Annotated in this window: 27 protein-coding genes; 17 read left to right on the forward strand and 10 right to left on the reverse strand. The window is 59.6% G+C overall.

Features of this window, described 5'->3' with window-relative positions; genetic code table 11:
• Positions 1–53 precede the first annotated feature (53 nt).
• Entirely contained in the window at positions 54–1,280 is a 1,227-nt protein-coding gene (locus tag KGB23_RS28740) for a class I SAM-dependent methyltransferase (protein ID WP_223433514.1), read from the forward strand.
• Here the strand turns inward: KGB23_RS28740 and KGB23_RS28745 are convergent.
• Positions 1,270–2,184 carry a DMT family transporter gene (locus KGB23_RS28745; RefSeq protein ID WP_223433515.1) on the reverse strand — a complete coding sequence of 305 codons (915 nt, stop codon included), beginning with the start codon at positions 2,182–2,184 and terminating at the stop codon, positions 1,270–1,272. The two genes, KGB23_RS28740 and KGB23_RS28745, sit on opposite strands and share 11 nt — an antisense overlap.
• A 274-nt stretch (positions 2,185–2,458) precedes the next feature.
• Between KGB23_RS28745 and KGB23_RS28750 the strand changes: the two genes are divergently transcribed.
• Genes KGB23_RS28750 through KGB23_RS28760 form a run of 3 tightly spaced genes read left to right on the forward strand, consistent with a single transcriptional unit; the run spans position 2,459 to position 3,762 of the window.
• Entirely contained in the window at positions 2,459–3,040 is a 582-nt protein-coding gene (locus KGB23_RS28750) for a DJ-1/PfpI family protein (protein ID WP_008152949.1), read from the forward strand.
• Between the two features lie 14 nt (positions 3,041–3,054).
• Positions 3,055–3,360 (forward strand): ribbon-helix-helix domain-containing protein, encoded by a 306-nt coding sequence (locus tag KGB23_RS28755; RefSeq protein ID WP_223433516.1) that lies wholly within the window; start codon positions 3,055–3,057, stop codon positions 3,358–3,360.
• A gap of 57 nt (positions 3,361–3,417) precedes the next feature.
• Positions 3,418–3,762 (forward strand): YegP family protein, encoded by a 345-nt coding sequence (locus tag KGB23_RS28760; RefSeq protein ID WP_223433517.1) that lies wholly within the window; start codon positions 3,418–3,420, stop codon positions 3,760–3,762.
• A 130-nt stretch (positions 3,763–3,892) separates the two neighbouring features.
• On the opposite strand, the gene KGB23_RS28765 is transcribed toward KGB23_RS28760, so the two are convergent.
• Positions 3,893–4,780 (reverse strand): dihydrodipicolinate synthase family protein, encoded by an 888-nt coding sequence (locus KGB23_RS28765; protein ID WP_223433518.1) that lies wholly within the window; start codon positions 4,778–4,780, stop codon positions 3,893–3,895.
• Positions 4,781–4,809: 29 nt separating this feature from the next.
• Positions 4,810–5,592, reverse strand: a complete 783-nt coding sequence (locus KGB23_RS28770; protein WP_223433519.1) for an aldolase — start codon at positions 5,590–5,592, stop codon at positions 4,810–4,812.
• 159 nt (positions 5,593–5,751) lie between these two features.
• Here KGB23_RS28770 and KGB23_RS28775 point away from each other — a divergent pair, with 159 nt between their 5' ends.
• Positions 5,752–6,294, forward strand: coding sequence for a helix-turn-helix domain-containing protein (locus KGB23_RS28775; protein ID WP_123366837.1), 543 nt, complete (start codon positions 5,752–5,754; stop codon positions 6,292–6,294).
• A gap of 118 nt (positions 6,295–6,412) precedes the next feature.
• On the opposite strand, the gene KGB23_RS28780 is transcribed toward KGB23_RS28775, so the two are convergent.
• Positions 6,413–7,432, reverse strand: coding sequence for a DUF4917 family protein (locus tag KGB23_RS28780; RefSeq protein WP_223433520.1), 1,020 nt, complete (start codon positions 7,430–7,432; stop codon positions 6,413–6,415).
• A gap of 156 nt (positions 7,433–7,588) precedes the next feature.
• Between KGB23_RS28780 and yiaY the strand changes: the two genes are divergently transcribed.
• Positions 7,589–8,737: an L-threonine dehydrogenase gene (gene yiaY / locus KGB23_RS28785; protein WP_223433521.1), complete on the forward strand. Its 1,149-nt coding sequence runs from the start codon at positions 7,589–7,591 to the stop codon at positions 8,735–8,737.
• On the opposite strand, the gene KGB23_RS28790 is transcribed toward yiaY, so the two are convergent.
• Entirely contained in the window at positions 8,734–9,900 is a 1,167-nt protein-coding gene (locus tag KGB23_RS28790) for an MFS transporter (protein ID WP_223433522.1), read from the reverse strand. The genes yiaY and KGB23_RS28790 overlap by 4 nt on opposite strands.
• Positions 9,901–9,921: 21 nt before the next feature.
• Positions 9,922–11,157 (reverse strand): aminotransferase class I/II-fold pyridoxal phosphate-dependent enzyme, encoded by a 1,236-nt coding sequence (locus KGB23_RS28795; RefSeq protein ID WP_223433523.1) that lies wholly within the window; start codon positions 11,155–11,157, stop codon positions 9,922–9,924.
• Between the two features lie 239 nt (positions 11,158–11,396).
• Here KGB23_RS28795 and KGB23_RS28800 point away from each other — a divergent pair, with 239 nt between their 5' ends.
• From KGB23_RS28800 to KGB23_RS28815, 4 genes are all read left to right on the forward strand, one after another.
• The gene (locus tag KGB23_RS28800) at positions 11,397–12,305 is read left to right on the forward strand and encodes a LysR family transcriptional regulator (RefSeq protein ID WP_223433524.1); all 909 of its coding nucleotides are present in this window, start codon (positions 11,397–11,399) and stop codon (positions 12,303–12,305) included.
• Positions 12,306–12,411: 106 nt separating this feature from the next.
• Positions 12,412–13,605 carry a CaiB/BaiF CoA transferase family protein gene (locus tag KGB23_RS28805; protein ID WP_223433525.1) on the forward strand — a complete coding sequence of 398 codons (1,194 nt, stop codon included), beginning with the start codon at positions 12,412–12,414 and terminating at the stop codon, positions 13,603–13,605.
• Positions 13,602–14,543 (forward strand): hydroxymethylglutaryl-CoA lyase, encoded by a 942-nt coding sequence (locus tag KGB23_RS28810; RefSeq protein WP_223433526.1) that lies wholly within the window; start codon positions 13,602–13,604, stop codon positions 14,541–14,543. The genes KGB23_RS28805 and KGB23_RS28810 overlap by 4 nt, the downstream gene beginning before the upstream one ends.
• A gap of 60 nt (positions 14,544–14,603) precedes the next feature.
• Complete coding sequence (locus tag KGB23_RS28815) at positions 14,604–15,935, forward strand: MFS transporter (protein WP_033061371.1); 1,332 nt, start codon at positions 14,604–14,606, stop codon at positions 15,933–15,935.
• Between the two features lie 78 nt (positions 15,936–16,013).
• Here the strand turns inward: KGB23_RS28815 and KGB23_RS28820 are convergent, their stop codons facing one another.
• Positions 16,014–16,502, reverse strand: coding sequence for a DMT family transporter (locus KGB23_RS28820; protein WP_223433527.1), 489 nt, complete (start codon positions 16,500–16,502; stop codon positions 16,014–16,016).
• Positions 16,503–16,579: 77 nt separating this feature from the next.
• On the opposite strand from KGB23_RS28820, the gene KGB23_RS28825 reads away from it, so the two are divergent.
• The gene (locus KGB23_RS28825) at positions 16,580–17,491 is read left to right on the forward strand and encodes a LysR family transcriptional regulator (RefSeq protein WP_223433528.1); all 912 of its coding nucleotides are present in this window, start codon (positions 16,580–16,582) and stop codon (positions 17,489–17,491) included.
• Between the two features lie 31 nt (positions 17,492–17,522).
• On the opposite strand, the gene KGB23_RS28830 is transcribed toward KGB23_RS28825, so the two are convergent.
• The gene (locus KGB23_RS28830) at positions 17,523–17,807 is read right to left on the reverse strand and encodes a type II toxin-antitoxin system RelE/ParE family toxin (RefSeq protein ID WP_223433529.1); all 285 of its coding nucleotides are present in this window, start codon (positions 17,805–17,807) and stop codon (positions 17,523–17,525) included.
• Complete coding sequence (locus KGB23_RS28835; protein ID WP_223433530.1) at positions 17,797–18,036, reverse strand: CopG family ribbon-helix-helix protein; 240 nt, start codon at positions 18,034–18,036, stop codon at positions 17,797–17,799. The genes KGB23_RS28830 and KGB23_RS28835 overlap by 11 nt, the downstream gene beginning before the upstream one ends.
• 165 nt (positions 18,037–18,201) lie before the next feature.
• Here KGB23_RS28835 and KGB23_RS28840 point away from each other — a divergent pair, with 165 nt between their 5' ends.
• The 6 genes from KGB23_RS28840 to KGB23_RS28865 all read left to right on the forward strand — a co-directional run bounded on the left by KGB23_RS28840 (position 18,202) and on the right by KGB23_RS28865 (position 22,392).
• Entirely contained in the window at positions 18,202–18,981 is a 780-nt protein-coding gene (locus KGB23_RS28840) for a hypothetical protein (RefSeq protein ID WP_317851635.1), read from the forward strand.
• Positions 18,982–18,985: 4 nt separating this feature from the next.
• Positions 18,986–19,402 (forward strand): fosfomycin resistance glutathione transferase, encoded by a 417-nt coding sequence (gene fos, locus KGB23_RS28845; RefSeq protein WP_223433531.1) that lies wholly within the window; start codon positions 18,986–18,988, stop codon positions 19,400–19,402.
• 62 nt (positions 19,403–19,464) lie between these two features.
• The gene (locus tag KGB23_RS28850) at positions 19,465–20,103 is read left to right on the forward strand and encodes a LysE family translocator (RefSeq protein ID WP_033061380.1); all 639 of its coding nucleotides are present in this window, start codon (positions 19,465–19,467) and stop codon (positions 20,101–20,103) included.
• Positions 20,104–20,188: 85 nt separating this feature from the next.
• Positions 20,189–21,538, forward strand: coding sequence for a diguanylate cyclase domain-containing protein (locus KGB23_RS28855; protein ID WP_223433532.1), 1,350 nt, complete (start codon positions 20,189–20,191; stop codon positions 21,536–21,538).
• 118 nt (positions 21,539–21,656) lie between these two features.
• Positions 21,657–21,815, forward strand: a complete 159-nt coding sequence (locus KGB23_RS28860) for a KGG domain-containing protein (protein ID WP_010462447.1) — start codon at positions 21,657–21,659, stop codon at positions 21,813–21,815.
• A gap of 73 nt (positions 21,816–21,888) precedes the next feature.
• Positions 21,889–22,392: a DUF4142 domain-containing protein gene (locus KGB23_RS28865; RefSeq protein WP_223433533.1), complete on the forward strand. Its 504-nt coding sequence runs from the start codon at positions 21,889–21,891 to the stop codon at positions 22,390–22,392.
• A 45-nt stretch (positions 22,393–22,437) separates the two neighbouring features.
• Here the strand turns inward: KGB23_RS28865 and KGB23_RS28870 are convergent, their stop codons facing one another.
• Positions 22,438–22,848, reverse strand: coding sequence for a low affinity iron permease family protein (locus tag KGB23_RS28870; RefSeq protein ID WP_223433534.1), 411 nt, complete (start codon positions 22,846–22,848; stop codon positions 22,438–22,440).
• Positions 22,849–23,200: the final 352 nt, after the last annotated feature.

The following is a 23,200-nucleotide window of genomic DNA, read 5'->3' on the forward strand; positions in this document are numbered from 1 at the left end:
CCCCTAAAATACCCGCCATTCCCCGATCCGCACCGCCCGAGGCCGTTTTTCCCATGTCTGTCACCGCCACTCCCGCCAGCCTCGCGCCGGATCACCACGCCCAGTTCATCGACCTGCTGCAATCCAGTCTTGACCAGAACGCCTTCATCAAACTGGTGTTGGCCAAGTACGTCGGTACTGAAGTGGACTTGCAGCGGCTGATTATCAAGCAGCTGACAGTCAAGGATCAGCCCTGCCTGTCCTTCGTCTACCGCTACAAGACGCGCGACATCACCAAGAATTTGCCGATCACCGAGGGCGTAGCGACCATCGCCGCACTCTTGCCGGCATCGTTCAAAAATGCGCATTTGCTGTCGCTGACGGATGAAGCTCAGCTGGAATACAGCAAAAAGGGCAAGTCTTCGCTGTTCAAAAGCAAACCTCAGCAATTGCGTGAAGTGCCATCCGCTGAGCACAACCGCGAGAAGAACCGCTTCCTCGACCTGAGCCGGCCGTTCCTCGCCGACCTCGGCGTGACCAACAAGCAACACGAGTTGATCCCGGCGATGTCGCGCAAGTGGAAGCAGATCAACAAGTTCATCGAGGTCTTCAGCCATGCACTGACCACCTCACCGCTGGCGCTGGACAAGCCGGTTCAGGTGGCGGATTTCGGTTCGGGCAAGGGTTACCTGACGTTCGCGATCCACGACTACCTGCGCAACACCTTGAAGGCCGAAGGCGTGGTGACTGGCGTCGAGTTGCGTGAAGAGATGGTGGATTTGTGCAACGCCGCAGCCGCAAAGCTCGAGCATCCGGGGCTGGTGTTCAAGTGCGGTGATGTGCGCAGCGTGGCGCCGAGCGAGCTGGACGTGATGATCGCGCTGCATGCCTGCGACATCGCCACCGACTATGCGATTCACACCGGCATTCGTTCCGGCGCCTCGATCATCATGTGCTCTCCGTGCTGCCACAAGCAGATCCGCCTGCAAATCCAGAGCCCGGCGCTGCTCAAGCCGATGCTGCAATACGGTCTGCATTTGGGCCAGCAAGCGGAAATGGTCACCGACAGTTTGCGTGCGTTGTTCCTGGAAGCCTGTGGTTATGAGACCAAGGTCTTTGAGTTCATCTCACTGGACCACACCAACAAGAACAAGATGATCCTGGCGGTCAAACGAGCCGAGCCGATTGATCCGGCCCAGCTGTTGGTGAAGATTCAGGAGCTGAAGGATTTCTACCACATCAGCGAACATTGCCTCGAAACGCTGCTGCGGGCCGATGGGTTGCTGGTTGCTAAGGCTTGACCTGAATCCCTACCGGTAACGTGCCCGGTTGCGCCGGGCGTACGGCCGTCTTGCGTCCCAACATCACGGTCACGATCACCCCGGCGGCAAACAGCCAGGTGATCGGCTCGATGTGTTCGCCGAAGAACAGCGCCGAAAAGGCGATGGTGAAGAAGATCTGCAACAGCTGGATCTGACTGACCCGGGCAATGCCGCCCATCGCCAGCCCGGCGTACCAGGCGAAGAAGCCGATGAACTGCGAAAACAGCGAGACGTAACCGAAGGCCCACCAGGTCTTGGCCGAAATCTCGCCCTGATGTTGCAGCGCCAGGTACACCACCGGCCCGGTCAGCAACGGCGTCGATAACACCAGTGCCCAGCAGATCACCTGCCAACCGCCCATCTCCTTGGCCAATCGGCCGCCCTCGGCGTACCCCAAACCGCCCACGGCAATCGCGCCGAGCATCAGCAAATCACCGGCCTGAATGCTGCCGGCCCCGCTGATCAGCGCATAACCCAGCACCAGCGCGCTGCCCAGCGCGGCGCAGGCCCAGAAGGCTTTCGACGGTCGTTCGTGGGACAACCACGCGGCGTACAGCGCTACGCACAACGGCTGTAAGCCGTTGACCAGCGCACCGTGAGACGCGGGCAAGGTTTGCATGGCCCAGGCCGACAACACCGGGAAGCCGAGGATCACCCCGGCGATCACCAGGGTCAGGCCTTTGACTTGTTTCCAGGTCGGCCACTTTTCACGGCGCCACAGCAACAACATCGCCGCCGGAACCGCCGCGAACAGCGCACGGCCCAGGCCGTTGAGCAGCGGATGGAGTTCCTGCACGACGATCCGTGTGAAGGGCAGGGTGAGGCTGAAGATCACAACGCCGAGCAGGCCGAGGGCCATGCCGGTGTTTTCGCGCGAGGACATGATGGCAACCAGAATACAGGGTGACGGGAAGACCTTCATCTAGCCATAAACCGGGGTCGTTGCTCTGTTACAGCTAGGTGCAGAGTTATCCGTACAGTTTGAGGGCCTCTTCGCGAGCAAGCCCGCTCCCACAGGGGAACGCATTCCAATGTGGGAGCGGGCTTGCTCGCGAAGAACGATGACGCGGTAGTAGCTGGTTATTACCCGACCCCGCAGATAAGGACTACTTTGAATACTCCTGCAGACCCACGTATTTCCCAGAGGAGTCATCCCCATGGCGGCTAAAAAAATTCTGATGCTGGTCGGCGATTACGTCGAAGACTACGAAGTGATGGTGCCGTTTCAGGCGCTGCTGATGGTCGGCCACACGGTGCACGCCGTTTGCCCGGACAAAACCGCCGGTCAGACCGTACGCACGGCGATCCATGACTTCGAAGGCGACCAGACCTACAGCGAAAAACCCGGTCACCTGTTTGCCCTGAACTTCGACTTCGCCAAGGTCAAGTCCGAAGACTACGACGCCCTGCTGGTGCCAGGTGGTCGTGCGCCGGAGTACCTGCGCCTGAACGAAAAAGTCCTGGAACTGGTGCGCGCGTTCGACAAGGCCGGCAAACCGATCGCTGCTGTGTGTCACGGTGCTCAACTGCTGGCGGCCGCGGGAATTCTCGAAGGTCGCGAGTGCAGCGCTTATCCGGCCTGTGCCCCGGAAGTGCGCCTGGCGGGCGGTACGTTCATCGATATCCCGGTGACGGAAGGTCACGTACAAGGCAATCTGGCCACTGCGCCAGCCTGGCCGGCGCACCCGAGCTGGCTCGCCGGTTTCCTCGGGTTGCTGGGCACCAAAATCACGCTGTAACGAGGGACCTTTGCATGTGCGAGCTCTACGTCAAAGCCGATCCGATTCTCTACGAATCGCGCTCCCGCTCGCTGCGCATCTGCGGGGTGGTCACCACCCTTCGGCTGGAAAATCAGTTCTGGGACATCCTCAGCGAAATCGCCGAGGCCGACGGCATGACCACCAATCAGTTGATCGCCAAGCTGTATGAAGAGGTGATGGACTACCGCGGCGAGGTGGTGAATTTCGCCTCGTTTTTGCGGGTCAGTTGTATGCGGTATCTGAGTCAGCGACGGGTGCAGGCGCCGGAGTTATCGGTGGTGCGCGCGGTGGTGAAGTAGGGCAGGTTGGTCTTTACTCTGAAGCGCCAAACCTCTCAATTGCCAAGGAGAAAGAGCATGTCTGGATGGTATGAAGTGAGCAAAAGCAGCAATGGTCAGTTCAAATTTGTACTGAAGGCCGCTAACGCGGAAACCATTCTGACCAGCGAGCTGTACACCACCCGCGCGGCCGCTGACAAAGGCATCGTGTCGGTTCAGAGCAACAGCCCGAAGGATGAACGCTACGAGAAGAAAACCACCAAGGATGGCCATCCTTACTTCAACCTCAAGGCTGGTAACCACGAGATCATCGGTAGCAGCGAGGCTTACACCTCCGCTGCCGCGCTGGAGAAAGGCATCTCCAGCGTAAAAGCCAACGGGCCGACCACGGTGATCAAGGACAAGACCTTGCCGGTGCTCTAAACACACCGGCTACCTAGTGTGGGAGCGGGCTTGCTCGCGAAGGCGTGGTGTCAGTCACCTTCAATGTTGCCTGACACACTGCCTTCGCGAGCAAGCCCACTCCCATATTGGTTTTGTATCTGTTTTGAGATCAGCGCAATGCTTTCAACAGGTCTTGCAGCTGGCTGCAACCGGCCTCATCCAACGGAAACACCGGCAACCGCGGATCGCCCACTTCCAGCCCGGTGGCGCGCAAGCCGGCCTTGATCGTCGCCGGCAAGCCACCCTTCAGAATGAAATCCAGCAGCGGCAACTGGCGATAAAACACTTCGCGTGCCTTGCCCAGGTCGTTGGCCAATACCGCTTCATACAAATCAAGATTGAGCTGCGGGATCAGGTTCGGTGCCGCCGTGCACCAGCCTTTTGCGCCCGCCGCAAAGGCTTCCAGCGCCAATGGATTACAGCCGTTGTAGAACGGCACCTGACCTTCGCCGAGCCGTTGCAGTTGGTGCATGCGCTGGATGTCGCCGGTGCTTTCCTTGACCATCGTCACGTTGTCCACGGCATTGAAAATCCGCAGGATCAGGTCCACCGACATATCGGTGCCGCTGGTCGCCGGGTTGTTGTAGAGCATGATCGGTACGCCGATGTTCTCGCCGATGGCGCGGTAGTGGGCGAGGATTTCCGCTTCGCTGAGTTTCCAGTAGGACGTCGGCAGCACCATCACCACGTCGGCGCCGTGGTCTTCGGCGAAACGTGCGCGGCGCACCGCTTTGGCCGTGGTCAGGTCGGACACGCTGACGATGGTCGGCACACGTTTGGCCACGTGCTTGATGCTGAATTCGCTGACCTGATCCCACTCCGCGTCGCTCAGGTAAGCGCCTTCGCCGGTGCTGCCCAGCGGTGCGATGGAGTGGACGCCGCCATCGATCAGGCGATCGATGGAACGCCCGAGCGCGTCGAGATCAACGCCTTCGCCGTTGGCGGTGAACGGAGTGATGGTGTAGCCGATGATGCCGTGAATGGTTGGGGTCGACATGGCGACGCTCCTCTTGAAAATGAGTGGTTTCAGTTCAGGCAATCGGCGTGTTGACGCAGGTTCTGCCGAGCGTAGTAGTTGAAAGCGGCGGCGTGACGTTTCGGCCTGGCGATCCAGTCATGGGCTTCGCGGCCCAGCTCTGGCAGGATCGGCTTGATGGTCCCGGCGCTCATGGCCAGCAATTGCAGCTTGGCCGCTCGCTCAATCAGTTGCGCAATGACACAGGCTTCTTCGATGGTCGCACCGGTGGACAATTGGCCGTGGTGTGAAAGCAGAATCGCCCGTTTGTCGCCCAGGGCGGCGGCAATCAGTTCACCTTCCTCGTTGCCCACCGGCACGCCCGGCCAGCCTTCGAGAAACGCGCAATCGTCGTAAAGCGGGCAGAGGTCCATGTGGGAAATCTGCAGCGGCACTTCGAGCATCGATAGCGCGGCAACGTGGGTCGGGTGAGTGTGGATGATGCAGTTAATGTCTGGCCGCGCGCGGTACACCCAGCTGTGGAAACGGTTGGCCGGGTTGGGCATGCCGTGGCCTACAAGCACGTCCAGGTCTTCGTTGACCAGCAGCAGATTGCTGGCGGTGATTTCGTCGAAACCCAGGCCCAGTTGCTGAGTGTAGTAGGTGCCAGGTTGCGGGCCGCGGGCGGTAATCTGCCCGGCCAGGCCGGAGTCGTGGCCGTTCTCGAACAGAATCCGGCAGGTCAGGGCCAGCTTTTGCCGGTCGGTCCACGTATTATCCGCCAGAGTATTTTGCATCTGGGTCAGCGTTTGCTTGACCAGTTGCTCTTTGGGTAGTGCTAAGGTCTTGGCCATATCGGTGTCCTTTGGGTGGTTCAATGGACGTCGGATTTGCCGTTCACTCGTTGCTCGCAAGGTCATGGGTGAATGCAAATGACACAAGTGATGCTATATGACACATTGTGTCATTGGCAAGGAACAATCGTTGCTCCCTTGATGGATTAATCGCTCTACATGTCTATCCGTTTGAAATTACTGAGAAAAAAACTCGGCGTGACGCTGGAGGCCTTGGCCGAAAAGTCCGGCATGACCAAGAGCTATCTGTCGAAAGTCGAACGCGGGTTGAACACTCCGTCGATTGCTGCCGCGTTAAAACTGGCCAAGGCACTGAACGTGAAGGTCGAGGAGTTGTTCTCCGAAGACAACGTCAGCCTCGACAGTTACAGCCTGGTGCGCAGCGATGAACGCCAGTCTCTGGCGGCCAACGATGAAAGCCCGGGCTATGCGGTGCTGGCCCATCAGGTCAGCGAGCGCAGCCTGCTGCCGTTCATGATTTACCCGCCGACCGAGTTTGCCGACAAGACCTTCAAGGAACATTTGGGCGAGGAGTTTCTGTTCGTGCATGAGGGGCAGGTGGAAGTGGACTTCATGAACGAGCGGGTGCTGCTCAATCGTGGGGACGCGTTGCACTTCAATGCGCAGAAACCACACCGGATACGGTCAGTGGGCGAGGTTCAGGCGCAGTTGCTGGTGGTCGTACATAGCGCTGAAGAATGAGTCGATTGGTCTGACGCCTTCGCGAGCAAGCCCGCTCCCACATTAGACCGAGTTGTCCGGACAGACGCGGTCAAATGTGGGAGCGGGCTTGCTCGCGAAGGCGTCAGCCGCGTCGCCGCTAAACCTCGACCGGCACGGTCAGCTTGGGGTTGCCCAACGCATGCGTCTTCGAATCAAAAAACCGCAACTCACTCCCGGTTCCTTCAAACACCTTCGCGTAGTGCCGCTTCTGGTGCTGAATGAACGCCTTGCTGCGCGGATAAATCGAGATTGCCACCACCTGCGGTTTCGCCTGGCGCAAGGCGTGGATGATGTGGCTGTCCTGCTCCCCCAGGGCATGGCCAAACAGGCACAAGCCGTCGCCATGGCCAAGTAGCTGGTCGTAGCAGAACGACAGATAGTCCGAGCTGCGAATGGTTTTGAGCTTGTCCTGCGCCGGACCTTCATTGACGAACAGCGGCACGTCGTCGAGGGTCTTGATCGTGTTGTTGATCGCGAAACTGCCGAGCAGCGTGCCCTCGGTCGACAGCAGTTTGCGCGCCGTGCCGTCCTGATTCCGCACCAGGTGCAACCCGCCATGCAGGTAAAGCAGGCGGATTTTATCGGTCGCCGTGGCGCTCAGATCAAAGCTTGATTCTGCACCCTGAAACAGGTCGCTTATCGCATCAGGCTGGTGCTGAGTCGCCCAGTAGTTGAGCAAGTCGTAGTTGGTGGTGAACACGGTCCGGTAACGGCCCAGTTCCTGATTGATCGCCGCCAGCGTTGAAGGCACCACCAGCCGCCACGGGATGTGCACCGCGTGCACGGTGTTGATCAGCGCTTCCTTGATCGCGTAGTAACGATTACGTGGTGCGGCGGAACTCACGGCCAGGGCCTTGTTGACCCGGCTGGTGGTTTTCAGCGCGCTGAGCACCTGCTCGAAGCTGCGCGTCTGCAGGGCGTCGAACACGCTCAGCTCGGACTGGCTCAGGGGTTTTTCTTCTACGGTACGGGCGTTTTCGAACAGCGAGTCGTAGCCGAAGTCGTCCCACACGGCGCGACTGGCGCCGTTGCCCACCAGCAGGCCGCTGAACGAGGCGGTGGCGCGCAAGGCGTTCCAGTCTTCAAGTTGGGCATCAACATCCTGGAAATCGGTCATTGCGGTCAAAGTCTCAAAAGCAAAAGGTCTGATGGGCGGCGACTTTATCACGACCAAGACTTGAGCCAGATCAAGTTACTTCATGACCGATAGGTCGATTCTGTGGGACCCGCCAGATCGGCGCTGCCGACTCGGCCTCAGCCAGGAGACTCGCTTATGAGCAGCACGTTTTTCATCCCCGCCGTGAACATCATGGGCATCGGTTGCCTCGACGAAGCCATGGATGCCATTCGCAAGTACGGTTTTCGCAAGGCACTGATCGTCACCGACGCCGGGCTGGCCAAGGCGGGTGTCGCGAAGATGATTGCCGAGAAGCTGGCAATGCAGGACATCGATTCGGTGATTTTCGACGGCGCCAAGCCTAACCCGAGCATCGCCAACGTCGAGAGCGGTCTGGGTCTGCTCAAGGAAACCCGCTGTGATTTCGTGGTGTCCCTGGGCGGCGGTTCGCCCCATGATTGCGCCAAAGGCATCGCGTTATGCGCGACCAACGGCGGGCAGATTGGCGATTACGAAGGTGTCGATCAATCCACCCAACCACAACTGCCGCTGATCGCCATCAACACCACCGCCGGCACTGCCAGCGAGATGACCCGTTTCTGCATCATCACCGACGAATCCCGTCACGTGAAAATGGCCATTGTCGATCGCAACGTCACGCCGCTGCTGTCGGTCAACGACCCGGCGCTGATGGTCGCCATGCCCAAGGGCCTGACGGCTGCCACCGGCATGGACGCGTTGACCCACGCCATCGAAGCCTACGTTTCCACGGCGGCCAACCCGATCACCGATGCCTGCGCACTGAAGGCGATCACGTTGATCAGCAACAACCTGCGCCTGGCCGTCCGCAACGGCAGTGACATGGCCGCGCGGGAAAACATGGCCTACGCGCAGTTCCTCGCCGGCATGGCGTTCAATAACGCATCACTGGGTTATGTCCACGCCATGGCTCACCAGTTGGGCGGGTTTTACGACTTGCCTCATGGTGTGTGCAACGCGGTCCTGCTGCCTCACGTACAAAGCTTTAACGCGCTGGTTTGCGCCGATCGCCTCACCGATGTCGCCCTTGCGATGGGCGCCGATGTTCACGGTTTCACCCCGGAAGCGGGCGCCCAGGCGGCCATCGTGGCGATCCGCAGCCTGTCCAAGGACGTGGAAATTCCCGCCGGTTTGCGTGAGCTCGGCGCCAAGCTCAACGACATCCCGATCCTCGCCACCAATGCCTTGAAAGACGCGTGCGGCCTGACCAATCCTCGCGTGGCGGATCAGCGCCAGATCGAGGAGATTTTCCGCAGCGCGTTTTAGGAAGTCTTGCGGCCGGGCGCGAGCATTACGCAGAGCATCGCGCCCAACGCCAGCAAGGTACACAACAGTGACAACGGCCATGCTTGCGGGCTCGCGATCAAACTGGCGATCCCGCCGATAACGGCAGCCATCAGTTGATGAATGAAACCGCTCAACGCCATCGCATACGCACCGCCGACCGGCGAACCGTCATTGGCCAGGGACAGGCTGACCGGATAAGTCAAAGACTGGCCGAACACCGCAACGCAATAGGGCAACCAGAACAGCAGCGCCACTGAAGTGCCCGCCAGACTCCCCAGCAACATCACCGCGCTGCCGGCCAGCACCAGCCCTACACCTGCCGTTATCAACCCGCGTTGACCGGTGTGAAGTACAAAGCCATTGACCGCCAAAGCCCCCAGAAAATAGGCCGCGCTGATCGGCCAGCCCAACAACCCGTATTCCACGGCCGACCAGTTGAACGGGCCTTGCAGAATCAGCGGCGCTGCGGTGTTGAACGCGACAATCACCCCGTACCCAAGGCCGCCGGTGAGGGCCGGCAGCAGAAAGGCTCGATGACGCAAAATGCGCCAGTAACTCGGCCAGGCGGATGACGGGACATTCTCCTCGGCCAGCATCGGGAACCTGACCCGGGCCACGATCAGCCCCATCATCAGACTCACACCCCCCAACAGATAGAAAATCGATGGCCAGCCCAGCGCCACCTGGATGATCGACCCCAGGTATTGGCCGATCCCCAGCGCCACCACAAAGGAAATCGAAATCCAGGACAACGCCTTGGCCAGAAGATCACCGCGGAAACTGTCGCGGATCAGCACCCGGGCCATGACCGAAATGCCGCTGGCGCCAATGCCCTGAACCAGTCGAAACGCCAGGAACGATTCAAGCGTCTGGCTCAGGGGCAGGGCCAGATTGCCCAACCCGTAGATGCCCACCGCGGCAAGCAGCACCGGTTTTCGACCGATGCGCTGGCCCAGGCTGCCCCAGAACAACATCGGCAACGCCATGCCGATCAGATACACCGCCAGCCCCCAGGAAACCTGCGAGGCGTCGGCGGACAGATCCCGGGCCATGTCCGGCAGCGCCGGCAGGTAAATGCTCATGCCCAACTGGGCGAGGAAAACCGTGCAGCAGGTGACGAGGAGGGTGGTGCTGCTCTTCATTGAATCTTCCCTGATTTCAGTTCAACAGCCGATGTCCCGGCCTCGAGTGCGTAAAAGCTCGGTAATGAGTTCACAAAAGTGGCGGATCAGCGTCGGCTCCATGTCGGCGCGCAGGGTGATTCTGATGGCCGCCTTGCCTTGTGCGACCACCGGGAAAAACACGGCCGAGGTGAAGAAGCCGTGATTGGCCAGTTCCATGGCGATGCTGTTGGCCAGCGCTGCTTCGCCGCAGTTGACCAGTCGAATCGCCATGTTGCTGTTGTGTTGATCGGTGCGGATGAGGCTGTCGAACAGCCGGATATTAACCTGAAGTTTTTCCTGTAACACGGCAAATTCCGGCGTGCGATGAAGCTGGATGGATGCTCTGCCTGCGCCAATGGCTGCACTGTTCAGGCTTTGCGACCAATTGCTGGGGCCGCCGTAACGGGCAATGAGCCTCTTCTGCCGTTCATTGCCCAGCATTACCAGACCACCGCTGGCGCCAAACGACTTGGCCAGCGAGGCGACGATCAGGCAGTCATCCTCCAGGGCGTGCAACCTGGGGCGCACGAGGCCAACGCCGAATGTTCCGACGGCGGACAGCGCGTGGGAATCGTCCAGGTAGAGAAACAACCCATAGCGGTCCTTGAGATACAAAAGACTGTCCAGGTCTGCGATCCCGCCCATGCTGTAGGCGCCGTCGGCGACATACGCGACGGTGCGGTGTTGCTGGCACTGCTTCTCGAGAAAATCCATGTCGTTATGAGGGCAGGTCACGACCGTGGTTTCATCGGCGCAGGCGGCTTTGAGGTGATTCATCGAATAGTGCGCCAACCGGTCGAAGACCATCACGGGAGGGCGGTTTTCCGTGAACACGCCGCTGGCCAGCAACGGCAGGATTCCGGCACTCGCCGCACTGCACGACAAGGTGCTCAGGCAACTGGCGCCGAACAACTCGGACAGTTCGGTTTCGTACTGTTCCAGAATCGCCAGCTTGCAGCGGTTCTTTGAGTTGGCGACGCGAAGGGTGCCGGTTTCCCACAGGGTATTCATGGCGCCATCGAGAATGTCGGGATGGTGATCCAGGCCCAGGTAAGACGTCGTGCCGAAATGATGAAAGGCGCGCCCGTGCTGATCGAGCATCCGGTTGGCACTTTTGATTTCGACGTTGAGCCCCGAAATTTTCCCGGCTTCAGCGCTCTCCCAATCGTGATCGGCCAATGCGATGACTTTGCGGTAGTTGGTGTAGCGGTTTGCCGCCTGTGCTGTCTGGTCCATATGAAAATGACTTTCCTTGAGTGAAACGATCCATGGGTGTGTTGCAGTTCGTGTGTGTTTCCAGACTTTACAGAGCGCGGCGGAGGCTTTGAATCGGCTGTTTCCGGTACGGCTGAGTGTTACAAGAGATTTATGTGTAGGGCGATGCCTCGTGATGTTGTGGGCAATTTGCTTTGCCGAGTCGCGTAGAAACCGGGCTATCCTGCCGACTCAGTCGAACAGAAGTCATCGAGCCCTCCATGCTGCAAAAAAGCCTGATCCGCCGCCTCGACCTGATCACTCTCCAGCTGTTTGTCGCCGTTCATGAGGAGGGCACGCTGACCCGTGCCGCCGCGCGTGAAGCCATCGCCGTGTCGGCGGCCAGCAAGCGGCTGATGGAGTTGGAAGAAGCGCTGGGCATCAGTCTGTTCGTGCGCCAGGCCAAGGGCATGACCCTGACGCCGGCCGGTGAAACCTTGTTGCACCATGCCCGGCAGATGCTGTTCAACGTTGAGAAAATGGGGCTCGAACTGGGCGAGCACAGCCACGGTATTCGCGGCTATGTGCGGATGCTCGCCAACCTGTCGGCGATCATTCAGTTTCTGCCCGAAGACCTGCGGGACTTTTCCGAGCGTCATCCTCAGGTCAAGACCGACCTCGAAGAACGCCCCAGCAGCGGGGTGATTCAGGGTGTGCTGGATGGCGTGGCGGACCTTGGGATCTGCTCCAGTGACAGCGACGTCAAAGGTTTGCACAGCGTGCTTTATCGACAGGACAAACTGATGGTGTTGATGCTGCCCGATCATCCGCTGGCGAGTCGTTCCAGCCTGGCCTTCGCCGATACGCTGGACAGCGATTACGTCGGTCTGCATTCCGCCAGTTCGATCAATATGCGTACCCACGCGGCCGCGCGCCAGGCCGGCAAAGTGCTGCGGCTACGGATTCATGTACCGGGTTTCGACGCCATGTGCCGGATGGTCCAGGCCAACATGGGCATCGGCATCCTGCCGCAAAAGGCCTATGAACTGTTTGGCCAGGCGCTGGGCTTGCACGCGGTGCCGTTGACGGATGACTGGTCGGATCGCGCGTTGGTTCTGGTGGTGCGTGATGAAGCGGCGCTGTCGCCGGTGAGCCGGATGTTGTTCGAGCATTTGCGTGGGGTGGTCTGAGCGTTCGCGTTTCGCGAACGCTCGTTGCCAACTGAAGGTTGGATTCCTTCACCCGTGGTCCTCTAGCCTTGGCTCATATTCCAAGAACAACATGAGGTATCCCGCGATGACTGCCCCCTTGAGTGCAATCAAAGTGATCGAGATCGGCACGCTGATCGCCGCGCCGTTTGCCGCACGCATGCTCGCCGAGTTCGGCGCCGAAGTGATCAAGATCGAAGCCATGGGTCAGGGCGACCCGCTGCGCAAATGGCGCAAGCTGCACGAAGGCACGTCGCTGTGGTGGTACCTGCAATCGCGAAACAAGAAGTCCCTGGCGCTGAATCTGAAATCCCCCGAAGGCATTGAACTGGTCAAGCAACTGGCGACCAGCGCCGACGTGCTGATCGAAAACCTGCGTCCCGGCGCCCTGGAAAAACTCGGCTTGGGCTGGGACGTATTGCATGCCCTCAACCCCAATCTGACACTGGTGCGCATTTCCGGTTATGGCCAGACCGGCCCATACCGCGACCGCCCGGGGTTCGGTGCGATCGGCGAGGCCATGGGCGGAATCCGCTACACCACCGGCACCCCCGGTTCACCACCGGCTCGGGTGGGCGTCAGCCTCGGCGATTCATTGGCTTCGCTGCACGCGGTGATTGGTGCCTTGATGTCGCTGCTGCGGGTCAAGACCGGGCAGGGCGGTGGGCAAGTGGTCGATGTGTCGCTGGCTGAAAGTGTGTTCAACGTCATGGAAAGCCTGGTGCCGGAATACGACATGCTCGGCCATGTTCGTGAGCGTAGCGGCGGGGCCTTGCCGGGCATTGCACCGTCCAACACTTACCTCACGGCCGATGGCGCCTACGTGGTGATCGCCGGCAATAGTGACCCGATCTACAAGCGCTTGATGGACGTCATCGGCCGCCGTGATCTGGCCGATGCGCCGGAATTTGCCCATAACGACGGGCGTGCTGCCAAGAGCAACGTGCTCGATGCGGCGATCACTCACTGGACCAGCAGCCTGCCGATCGACGATGTGTTGTCGGCACTGGAAGCTGCCGAAGTCCCGGCCGGGCGCATCTATTCAGTCGCCGACATCGTCGCCGATCCGCACTATCAGGCGCGGGACATGCTGCTCAACGCCGACCTGCCCGGCGGCGCCACGGTGAAGATGCCCGGCATTGTGCCAAAAATGTCCGAGACGCCCGGAGGCGTGAACTGGTCCGGACCTGCACTGGGCCAGCACACCGACGGCATCCTCGCGAGTCTGGGCCTTACGGGGTCAGACATCGAACGGCTGAAAGCTGCAGGGGTGGTGCAATGATCACTGATTTTTCCGAGGCCCTGATTGTTCAGGAAGTCTCCCCCCGCGACGGCTTGCAGATCGAGCCGACCTGGGTCGAAACCGTCGACAAGATTGCGTTGATCGATCAGCTGTCGCTGGCCGGTTTCAGTCGCATCGAAGCAGGTTCGTTCGTTTCGCCCAAGGCGATTCCTGCGCTGCGCGACGGTGAGTTGGTGTTCAAGGGCATCGCCCGGCAACCGGGGGTGATTTACGTCGCATTGATCCCCAACCTGAAAGGCGCTCAACGGGCGCTGGCGACCGGTGCCGATGAGCTGAACCTGGTGATGTCCGCGAGTCAGACCCACAACCTGGCCAACATGCGCATGCGTTGCGAAACCTCATTGGCCGCGTTCGGCGAGATCGTGCAATTCGTTCGCGGGACGACGGTGCGACTCAACGCCAGCATCGCCACCACCTTCGGTTGCCCGTTTGAAGGCAGGATCGATGAGGATCGCGTGCTGCAAATCGTCGAGGCTTATCAGGAGCTCGGGATCCAGGGCATTACCCTGGCCGACACCACCGGCATGGCCAATCCGCGGCAGGTTGATCGTCTGGTGCAGCGGGTCTTGCAGCGAGTTTCGCCGGCTGATCTGACCCTGCATTTCCACAACACTCGCGGCCTTGGTTTGTGCAACGTGCTGGCCGCCTACGAGGCCGGTGCCCGACGCTTTGACGCGGCACTGGGCGGGCTCGGCGGTTGCCCGTTCGCGCCGGGCGCCTCGGGCAATATTTGCACCGAAGATTTGGTCAACCTGTGCGATGAAATCGGCATTCATACCGGCATCGATCTGCCGCTGTTGCTGCAATTGTCGCGAGGGTTACCCGCGCTGCTGGGCCACGAAGTGCCCGGTCAGCTGGCCAAGGCCGGACGCAATTGCGATCTGCATCCGACGCCGCAATCCATCACAACCTTGTAATCCCACACCAGACAACAAAAACAATCGGACACCCACGGGCAGTCCGCCTGGAGAACCATCATGAGCCTTAATGTACTGGAGGCGGGCGCGAGCCCGTCCGTTAGCCACGACGAAGAAAAAGCCCTGGTCAGCAAAGTCGCCTGGCGCCTGATGCCGTTGATCATGGTCTGCTACCTGTTCGCGTTTTTCGACCGCATCAACATCAGCTTCGCCAAGTTCCAGCTGCAGACCGACCTGAGCCTGAGCGACACCGCTTACGGCCTCGGCGCCGGGTTGTTCGTGGTCGGTTACGTGATCTTCGAAGTGCCGAGCAATATGATGTTGTACAAGGTCGGCGCCCGGCGCTGGATCGCCCGGATCATGATGTCCTGGGGCCTCGCCACTGCGGCCATGGTCTTCGTCAATAGCGAATGGCAGTTCTACGCCCTGCGCTTTGTGATTGGCGCGATGGAGGCGGGTTTTGCACCGGGTGTGCTGTATTACCTGACGCTGTGGTTCCCGCAGCACTATCGCGGGCGCATCACGTCGATGTTGTTTCTGTCGTCGGCGTTTGCCGGTCTGGTCGGCGCACCGTTCTCCGGGCTGGTGTTGCAACACCTCGACGGCTTTATGGATATGCGCGGCTGGCACTGGTTGTTTCTGCTGGGCGGCGTGCCTTGCATCGGCCTTGGCTTGCTGGTGCTGACATTGCTCAAGGACCGTATTGAAGACGCCCATTGGCTGACGCCGTCGGAGAAAACGCTGCTGGCCAGCCGCATCGCTCACCATGAACCGCACAAGAGCGGCGGCTCGTTGCTCGCCGCGCTGCGGATTCCGGGTTTCCTGACCCTCGGGCTGATCTACTTCCTGATTCAGGTGGCGTCCTACGGCTTGAACTTCTGGGCCCCGCAACTGATTCGCAGCGCTGGCACCGAAAGCCCGGTGATGATCGGTTTGCTAACCGCCATCCCTTACATCTGCGGCGCCATCAGCATGGTGGTGATCGGGCGGTTGTCCGACTCGACCGGCGAGCGACGCAAGTTTGTCGCAGGTCTGGTCGCGGTGGGCGCTGTAGGGTTCTTCTGTGCAGGGATTTTCGCTAACCACACGACCTTCCTGATTGTCGCGCTGGGCTTGCTCGGTGCCGGGATCATCGCGTCTATCCCGAGCTTCTGGACCCTGCCGCCGAAACTGCTGGCCGGTGCTGGCGCAGGGGCTGCGGGCGGAATCGCAGTGATCAACACCCTCGGCCAGTTCGGCGGCATCGTCAGCCCGGTGATGGTGGGGCGGATCAAAGACCTCACGGGCAGCACCACGCCGGCACTGTATGTCATCGGCGTTGCTGCGCTGATCGCCGTCGCGCTGCTGCTGTGGGGGTTGCCGCAGAAGCTGCGCACGCTCGACAAGTTTTAAAAGATCGCCGGCTACCCCAGCTCGTGCAGGGACCACGCATCCCTATAGGAGCTGGCGCAGCCTGCGATCTTTTGATCTTCAAGACGTCGCAATGATCGCCTTTGCCGGCGAAGTATCGAACTGAATCAACACCACTCCAGCCATCAACAAAATCGCCCCAACCATTCGCGGCAACGTCATCTGCCGCTCCACCAACCCAAACCACCCGAAGTGATCCAGCACCAGCGACGCCACCACCTGTCCCGCCAGCGCCAAAGCAATAAACCCCGAGGCCCCGAGTTTGGGCAGCAACATCAGCGCCAACGAAATAAAGCACACCCCAAACGCACCACCGGCCCACATCCACAGCGGCGCCTTGCTGATGAACGCCAGCGATGGCAACGGCAAACGCAGCGCCAACATAACCGGCAACAACACCACAATACTCACCAACAACGACGCGAGAGTCGCCCACAACGGATGGCCCAAACCGCGCCCGAGGTTGGCGTTGATCGCGCTTTGAAAAGGCACCACCGCCCCGGCTATCACGGCCAGCAGCAACAGCCCGGCCCAATGCAACGTACTCATGAAGATTCTCCAACAGGTTTTGCTGGACTCTAGAGTATTCGTCGCGCAGATTTAAATTCCAAATAGCTATCCAGAACATGCATCAGATGAATGATCTTCGGCGCATCGACCTCAATTTGCTGGTGATCCTCGACGCCTTGCTCAGTGAGCAACATGTGACCCGTGCCGCCGAGCGCCTGCACCTGAGTCAGCCGGCCGTCAGTCATGCGTTGGCGCGGTTGCGTGATCTGCTTGGCGATCCTTTGCTGGTGCGGGCGGGCGCCGGCCTCGTGCCAACCCCGCGAGCCCTGGAGTTGATGGCCCCTTTGGCCGAAGCCCTGGCTCAGGTGCAATCGCTGCTGGCACCGAATACCTTCGATCCGGCCATCGCCAAGCGCACGTTTCGACTGGCGATGTCCGACTACGGTGCCGCCATCGTCCTGCCGAGGTTGATCCGGACCTTGCGCCGGGAAGCGCCGGGCATCGATCTGCAAATCAGCCATGCCAGCCGCGAAGGCATGCTCGAGGGTGTGCTCAACGGTGACATCGACGTGGCGGCAGGCGTCTTTCCAGAGTTGCCGAACGAGTTGCGCAGCACCCCGCTGTTTGAAGAGCACTACGCCTGTCTGGCAGACCGCAACAGCCTGCCCGTCGATGGCGTGCTCGACCTGCCGACCTACCTCGCCCGCCCCCACGTCCTGCTGGAAATGCGCGGCAGCGGCACCCCGGAAATCGAACGGGCCCTGACAGCCCTGCGTGAACGCCGTCGCGTGGCGATCAGCCTGCCGCACTGGAGCGTCGCCCCGGAATTCATCAGCGGCACCGACCTGATCCTCACCGTCGCTTCCCGAGGGTTGCTCAATATCGATGAGCAGTCGTTGATCGTGGTCCCGCCGCCGTTTCACATTCCGTCGTTTACGTTTGTGTTGGTTTGGCACAAGCGGCGGGGTGGGGATCAGGCGTTGAACTGGTTGAATGGGCGGATTGGGGAAGGGATTAGGCAGGGATGACGTTCTATCCAGTGCCCTGATTTTGTAGTGTTTACCAACTGGCAGGCGGAAGACGTCTGGTATGGAAAACCCGTAGTACCTGCAGGCGTCCTTGGCGGACTCGATAGGGAATTAGATAAGGTCGGTCTGGCAAGACCCATTCTCGAGTGCCGGGCAGACGGCCTTCACGGCCGGTTGCCGGGAAGCGCGCAAGGTGATCGACGCTGGCAAGGATGGCTTGGACGAAGTCCGCTGCGGCTTTCGGATTCTCAATTGCTATACAAGCGGCTTCGTCATCGAGGTTCTTTAATGCAGTACGCAGCCACTCAACGCGCATTGGCTGTCCACTTGTCGGCGATTGCGTTCACTTCTTCCGGCGTTGCGAAGTCACCGGCATCGGCTTCTTTCAGCGCTTTCTGAATTTCTTCAATTTGCCAGGCTTCCCTCGCGAGATATTCACGCAGAGCATCCACTGCGAGAAATGACTTACTGCGACCCGTGGCCCTGGCAAGGTTGGCGAGCGTATCGGCTAGTTCGTCTGGCAAGCGCAAAGACATGACGGACATGACGGTCTCGATGTAGTGGTTTGTAATACAACATACTACAGCGTCATGCAGGGGGTTAGGCCACCCCCGTTCGTCTGCCGTAACAAATGATTGAACAGACCTGCCGAGCCGGGGATAGTGCGCGGCTGAAATCGTCTGGTTTTGAAGCACACAAGGAACAAGGGAATGACATTGAAGTCCGGGTTGATGGGATGTTCGGCGCTGTGTGGTTTGGTGATGACTACCAACACCAGACTGCTCGGCCCAATCCTCGCTTTCAGCGTTTTAACCATGACTGGCCACGCTCAAGCGGCCTGCGAAGAACTGCCCTTCGATGGACATTTGCTGGCTCGCTGCAAGGTATGGCCGGCTTTTAAAGACCAAGCCATTGCGTCGAAATCGACATTTACGCCGGTCTCCGAAGACGTAAACGATGGCGGGATGTTCGATCTGGAACTGTCGATCGTCAATTCCACCAACGACCAGACGCTGGCCACTTATCGCAAGAACGAAGCTTACAATTCCGACGCAGTCGGTTTTGAAGGTCTTGTCATTGATACGGCGCGCTACAAGCTGGCGTCGGATGTCCGGGCCTTTGGTCTGCGTTCGGGCTTTGGTCACCGATCGAGTTCTATGCCCTACTCCAAAACCGATCTTGCGTTGTACCTCAGGGAGGGTAATACCCTGCGTCCAGTGCTGGAGGGGCTGGTGGTTGCCAAGAACACGGGTGAGTGGATGGGCGACTGCACAGGTCAGGGGCAGGATATACGCAGAACCGTCGATATCGGCAAATCGACTCACAACGGATTTGCAGACTTGATCGTCACTTCAAGCACCACCGTGCTGAAAAACTTCAAATCAGGCGAGGAGTGCCTTTCTAAAACCAGCGATCTGAAAAAAACACAGATCACGCTGAGCTACGATGGCAAACACTACGTTGTGCCTGAAGAACTCAAAGGTTACTGAAAAAATGCTCACCGGCCTCAACCACCTGACCCTCGCCGTCACCGACCTGAACCGCAGCGTAGGGTTCTATCAAGATCTGCTGCAACTGCGCCTCGAAGCCTCTTGGGACACTGGCGCCTATCTTTCGCTGCCGGGTTTGTGGCTTTGTCTGTCTGCTGATCCGCTTCTTGGCTCGGAGCCTACCGTCGACTACACCCATTACGCCTTCACTGTCAGCGCATCGAATTTCCCGTTGTTCGTCGGACGCCTGCGATCCGCCAATGTCCAGGAATGGCGTGATAACCGGAGCGAAGGCGCGTCCTTCTATTTCTTCGACCCGGACGGGCACAAGCTCGAAGCCCATGTCGGCGACCTGGCATCCAGGCTGGCAGCCTGTCGTGAGCGGCCCTATGCGGGAATGAAGTTCTTCGACGATCTGTAAGTCGGGTTCCGGGAACCTGAGATAGACTTGCGTGCATTCACGCCGGCTCAACAGGACTTCCAATGACCCCATCGCTGCTAATGGCTGTTCTCGCCTCGGGCTTTATTTACGGCATCACGCCGGGGCCGGGTGTGTTGGCGGTGTTCGGCATCGGTGCGGCGCGAGGTCGGAGGGCCGGTGCGGGGTTTCTCTGCGGGCATTTGCTGGGGGATGTGGTCTGGTGCAGCACGGCGCTGATCGCGATTGTCGGTGCGCGGGAAATCGGCAGTACTGCGTTCGATGTGCTGGGCGTGCTCAGCGGGCTATACCTGTTTTGGCTCGGTCTGCGCGCGGTTCGCGCCCGTCGCAGCAGTGTCGAAGCACCACAAGGCCCGGCCCGGCAGCCGTTCTGGCACGGCATTCTGTTTGGCCTGACCAATCCGAAGGCTTACCCGGTGGCGGTAGCGACTTTTACGGCGCTGCTGTCCAGCCGTGCCGAATTGCTGCATTGGTCGATGCTGCCGTGGCTGATTGTCCTGAGCTTCGTCGGTGGCCTTATGGCCTACGCTATCCTCATTGGCATTGTCGGCGCGCGGCAGGTGCGCAGCTTGTACCAGCGCCATGAGCTGTTGATCACCCGATTGTGTGGGGTGATGTTTATCGGTTTCGCCATCAACGCCCTGGCGCATGCATTACCGGGGTTGGTGACGAACAAGGCGTGAGGCTGATCGCAGGGAGGCGTCAGTTTTATTGATGGGGCAGGGAGGGTTCTTTTTTGCTGCATTGTCCGGACACGCTCACCGCACTATGGCAACCAGAAATTCCGCGCCGTTGGCGAGCTTCATCGATCTCTTGCTGGACGCCGTTTGTGCGGTCGACAAACAGGGTCGCTTCGTATTTGTCAGCGCGGCCTGCGAGCGTATTTTCGGTTATACCCCCGAAGAGCTGATCGGCCAGCCGATGATCGATCTGGTGCACCCTGCCGATCGTCAGCGCACTCTCGATGCCGCGCGGGAGATCATGGGCGGCGACCCCAAGCTCAATTTCGAAAACCGCTACCTGCGCAAGGATGGCCGCGTGGCGCACATCCTCTGGTCGGCGCGCTGGTCGGAGGTCGACCAACTGCGCATCGCCGTTGCACGCGACATCACCGAGCGCAAGCAGGCCGAGTCCCGGCAAGCGGCGTTGTATGCGATCTCCGAAGCGGCCCACGCGGCGGAAGATTTACTGGCGTTGTTCAAACGCATCCATTTGATCATCGGTGAATGGCTGCCGGCGCTGAATTTCTCCGTGGCGCTGTATGACGAACACTGTGCGCAGCTGAATTTCCCTTATCACGTGGACGACCTGGAGCTGCAACCCGAGCAGCCCGGAACGATCACCGGACGTCTCTGCGCCGAGGTGATTCGCAGCGGCCAGCCGATTCTGCTGACACCGGATCAGGACAATCCACTTGAGGGGTTTGAGGCGTTGGTCGCAAACCAGCATTCGCCTTGCTGGCTGGGCGTGCCGTTGAGTTCACAAAACGGCACCATCGGTGCGCTGATCGTTAAAAGCGTGCCCGGTGGTGAGCGCTACACCGAACAGGACAAGGAGCTGCTGCAATACGTTTGCGCCCAGGTCGCCACAGCGATTGAGCGCAAGCAATTGCATGCCAGGCTGCAGCGCATGGCCCAGTACGACCCACTGACTCAACTGCCCAACCGAGAGTTACTCCGTGACCGGCTTAAAGATTCACTGACGCTGGCACGGGCAGATTCCGGGCGTATGGCATTGCTGTATGTCGACCTCGACCGTTTCAAAGAAGTCAACGACACCCACGGCCATGCGGTCGGCGACATGCTGTTGCAGGCGGTCGCCAATCGTCTCAAAGGCTGCGTGCGTGAAACCGACACCGTGGCGCGCATTGGCGGCGATGAGTTTGTGGTGTTGTTGCACAGCATCCACGCCTCGGAAGACGCCGACAGCGTGGCGGGAAAAATCCGTCAGGTGCTGGCTCAACCCCTGCGTCTGGACGGCCACAGCCTGATCATCCAGACGAGCATCGGCGTTGCGCGATACCCCGACCACGGCACTGAAGAAAAGCAGTTGTTCCGGCATGCCGATGAGGCCATGTACGCCGCCAAGCGCCAACATCATCAGCGCTTCGGGGCCTGAAAAAATCTGCCACCGTTCGTCGCGGCGATTTCAACTTTTCTAAACCTTTGCGGTGAGCGAAATTCTGATTCTATGCGGGCTCCTGCTCGCCGCGATCATCACCAAGAGGTAGAGAATCATGCCTAATTCAAGAAACTCGAACTCGGGAAACTTCGCCAACGATCGAACGAAGGCGTCTGAAGCCGGTCGCAAAGGTGGGAAAACTACCACTACGACCGTCGATAAAGACCCTGCGAAACCCGATATGGGCCGCAAAGGTGGCCAGAAATCGAAGTAGCGGTGAAGGTAGTTTTGATTGAGAGGCGGGAGCGTAAGCTCCCGTTTAAATTTTTTACGAGGAGGGCGCGACCATGAGCCGGATGGCCACCCGATTACGCAATGCAAGTTTTGCCACGTTGCTGGGCCTGTGTGCCAGCAGTGCCTTTGCCCAGTCCCCCGCCGAATTCATCAACGATGCATCGGCCAAAGGCATGGCCGACATCGAAGCCAGCCGCCTGGCGCACCAGAAAACCGAATCCAAAGAGGTCAAGGACTACACCATCGTCGTCATCAACGACCGCACCACCGCCAACCAGCACCTGGCGAAAATCGCCAAGCAACTGGATTTGCCGGTCGCCCCGCGCGAAGAGGTAGTCGATAAAGCCAAAGCCTTGATGCCGCAAGTGCAGGACGGCGAGAGCTTCGACCAGGCCTACGCGGCCAATCAGGTGAAAACCACCCAGGAAGCCATCGAACAGCTTCAACAGGCAGCGCAGACCACCGACGTGCCTGAAATCAAAGCCTTCGCCGAAGAAACCCTGCCCAAATTGCAGAACCACCTGGAAATGGCCAAGGCGCTGCAAGCCAGTCGTTAACCCACGAAGTACGCGGGTGACCTCGGGTCACCCGCGATGTCCCGATCAGCATTCATTCAAATCCTGCTTGCCTTTTTCCTGGACGACGGTGCCGTCCAGAGAAATCGTTTCGCCCTCGCCAAGTTGCCGATACTGCTTTCTCAGCGCTTCCAACTGCTTGAGGTCCAGCGCCTCGAGCCCCAGCATCGCGTTCTGCGCCTCCTTCGTCACCCGCAGCAACTCATCGACCTTCAAATGCAAAATGTCCGTGTCGCGGTTCTGGGTGTTCTGGATCAGGAACACCATCAGGAAGGTGATGATGGTGGTAGACGTATTGATGATCAGCTGCCAAGTGTCGTCGAAGTGAAAAATCGGCCCACTCAGCCCCCACAGAAAAATCAGAATGATCGCCCCCATGAACGTCTTGGGGCTGCCTGCCCACAGGGCAAGTTTCTGAGCGATTTTTGCGAATTTCATTGCCGTGATCCTTATAGGGATGCGCCTGATTTTCAGACAGCGACGGCGTGTTGGAAATTCTAATTACATTTTCATATTCAATAAAAAACTGGCCCTTGATGCCTAATGCTGTTCACTTAAGGTTGGGGTACATATCCGTTTCTGCGGTGATGGCTGCTGACGGTTTCGCTTTTACAGCGACTCCCTTTTGCAGACGCCCAAAAGGAAGCAAAACGCTTTGCCCCTCCATTCGGTGCCTCGCCTAGGCTCGGCATGCCCTCACTCCGGCATTGCTCCGGGGGCCCGCCGCCATCGGCCATCCATGGCCGGGGGCGGCTACCGCGGCATCCTTGCCGCGGTGCCCCCTGCGCAA

This window comes from Pseudomonas sp. GL-B-26 (assembly GCF_019947405.1).
Taxonomy (GTDB): Bacteria; Pseudomonadota; Gammaproteobacteria; order Pseudomonadales; family Pseudomonadaceae; genus Aquipseudomonas.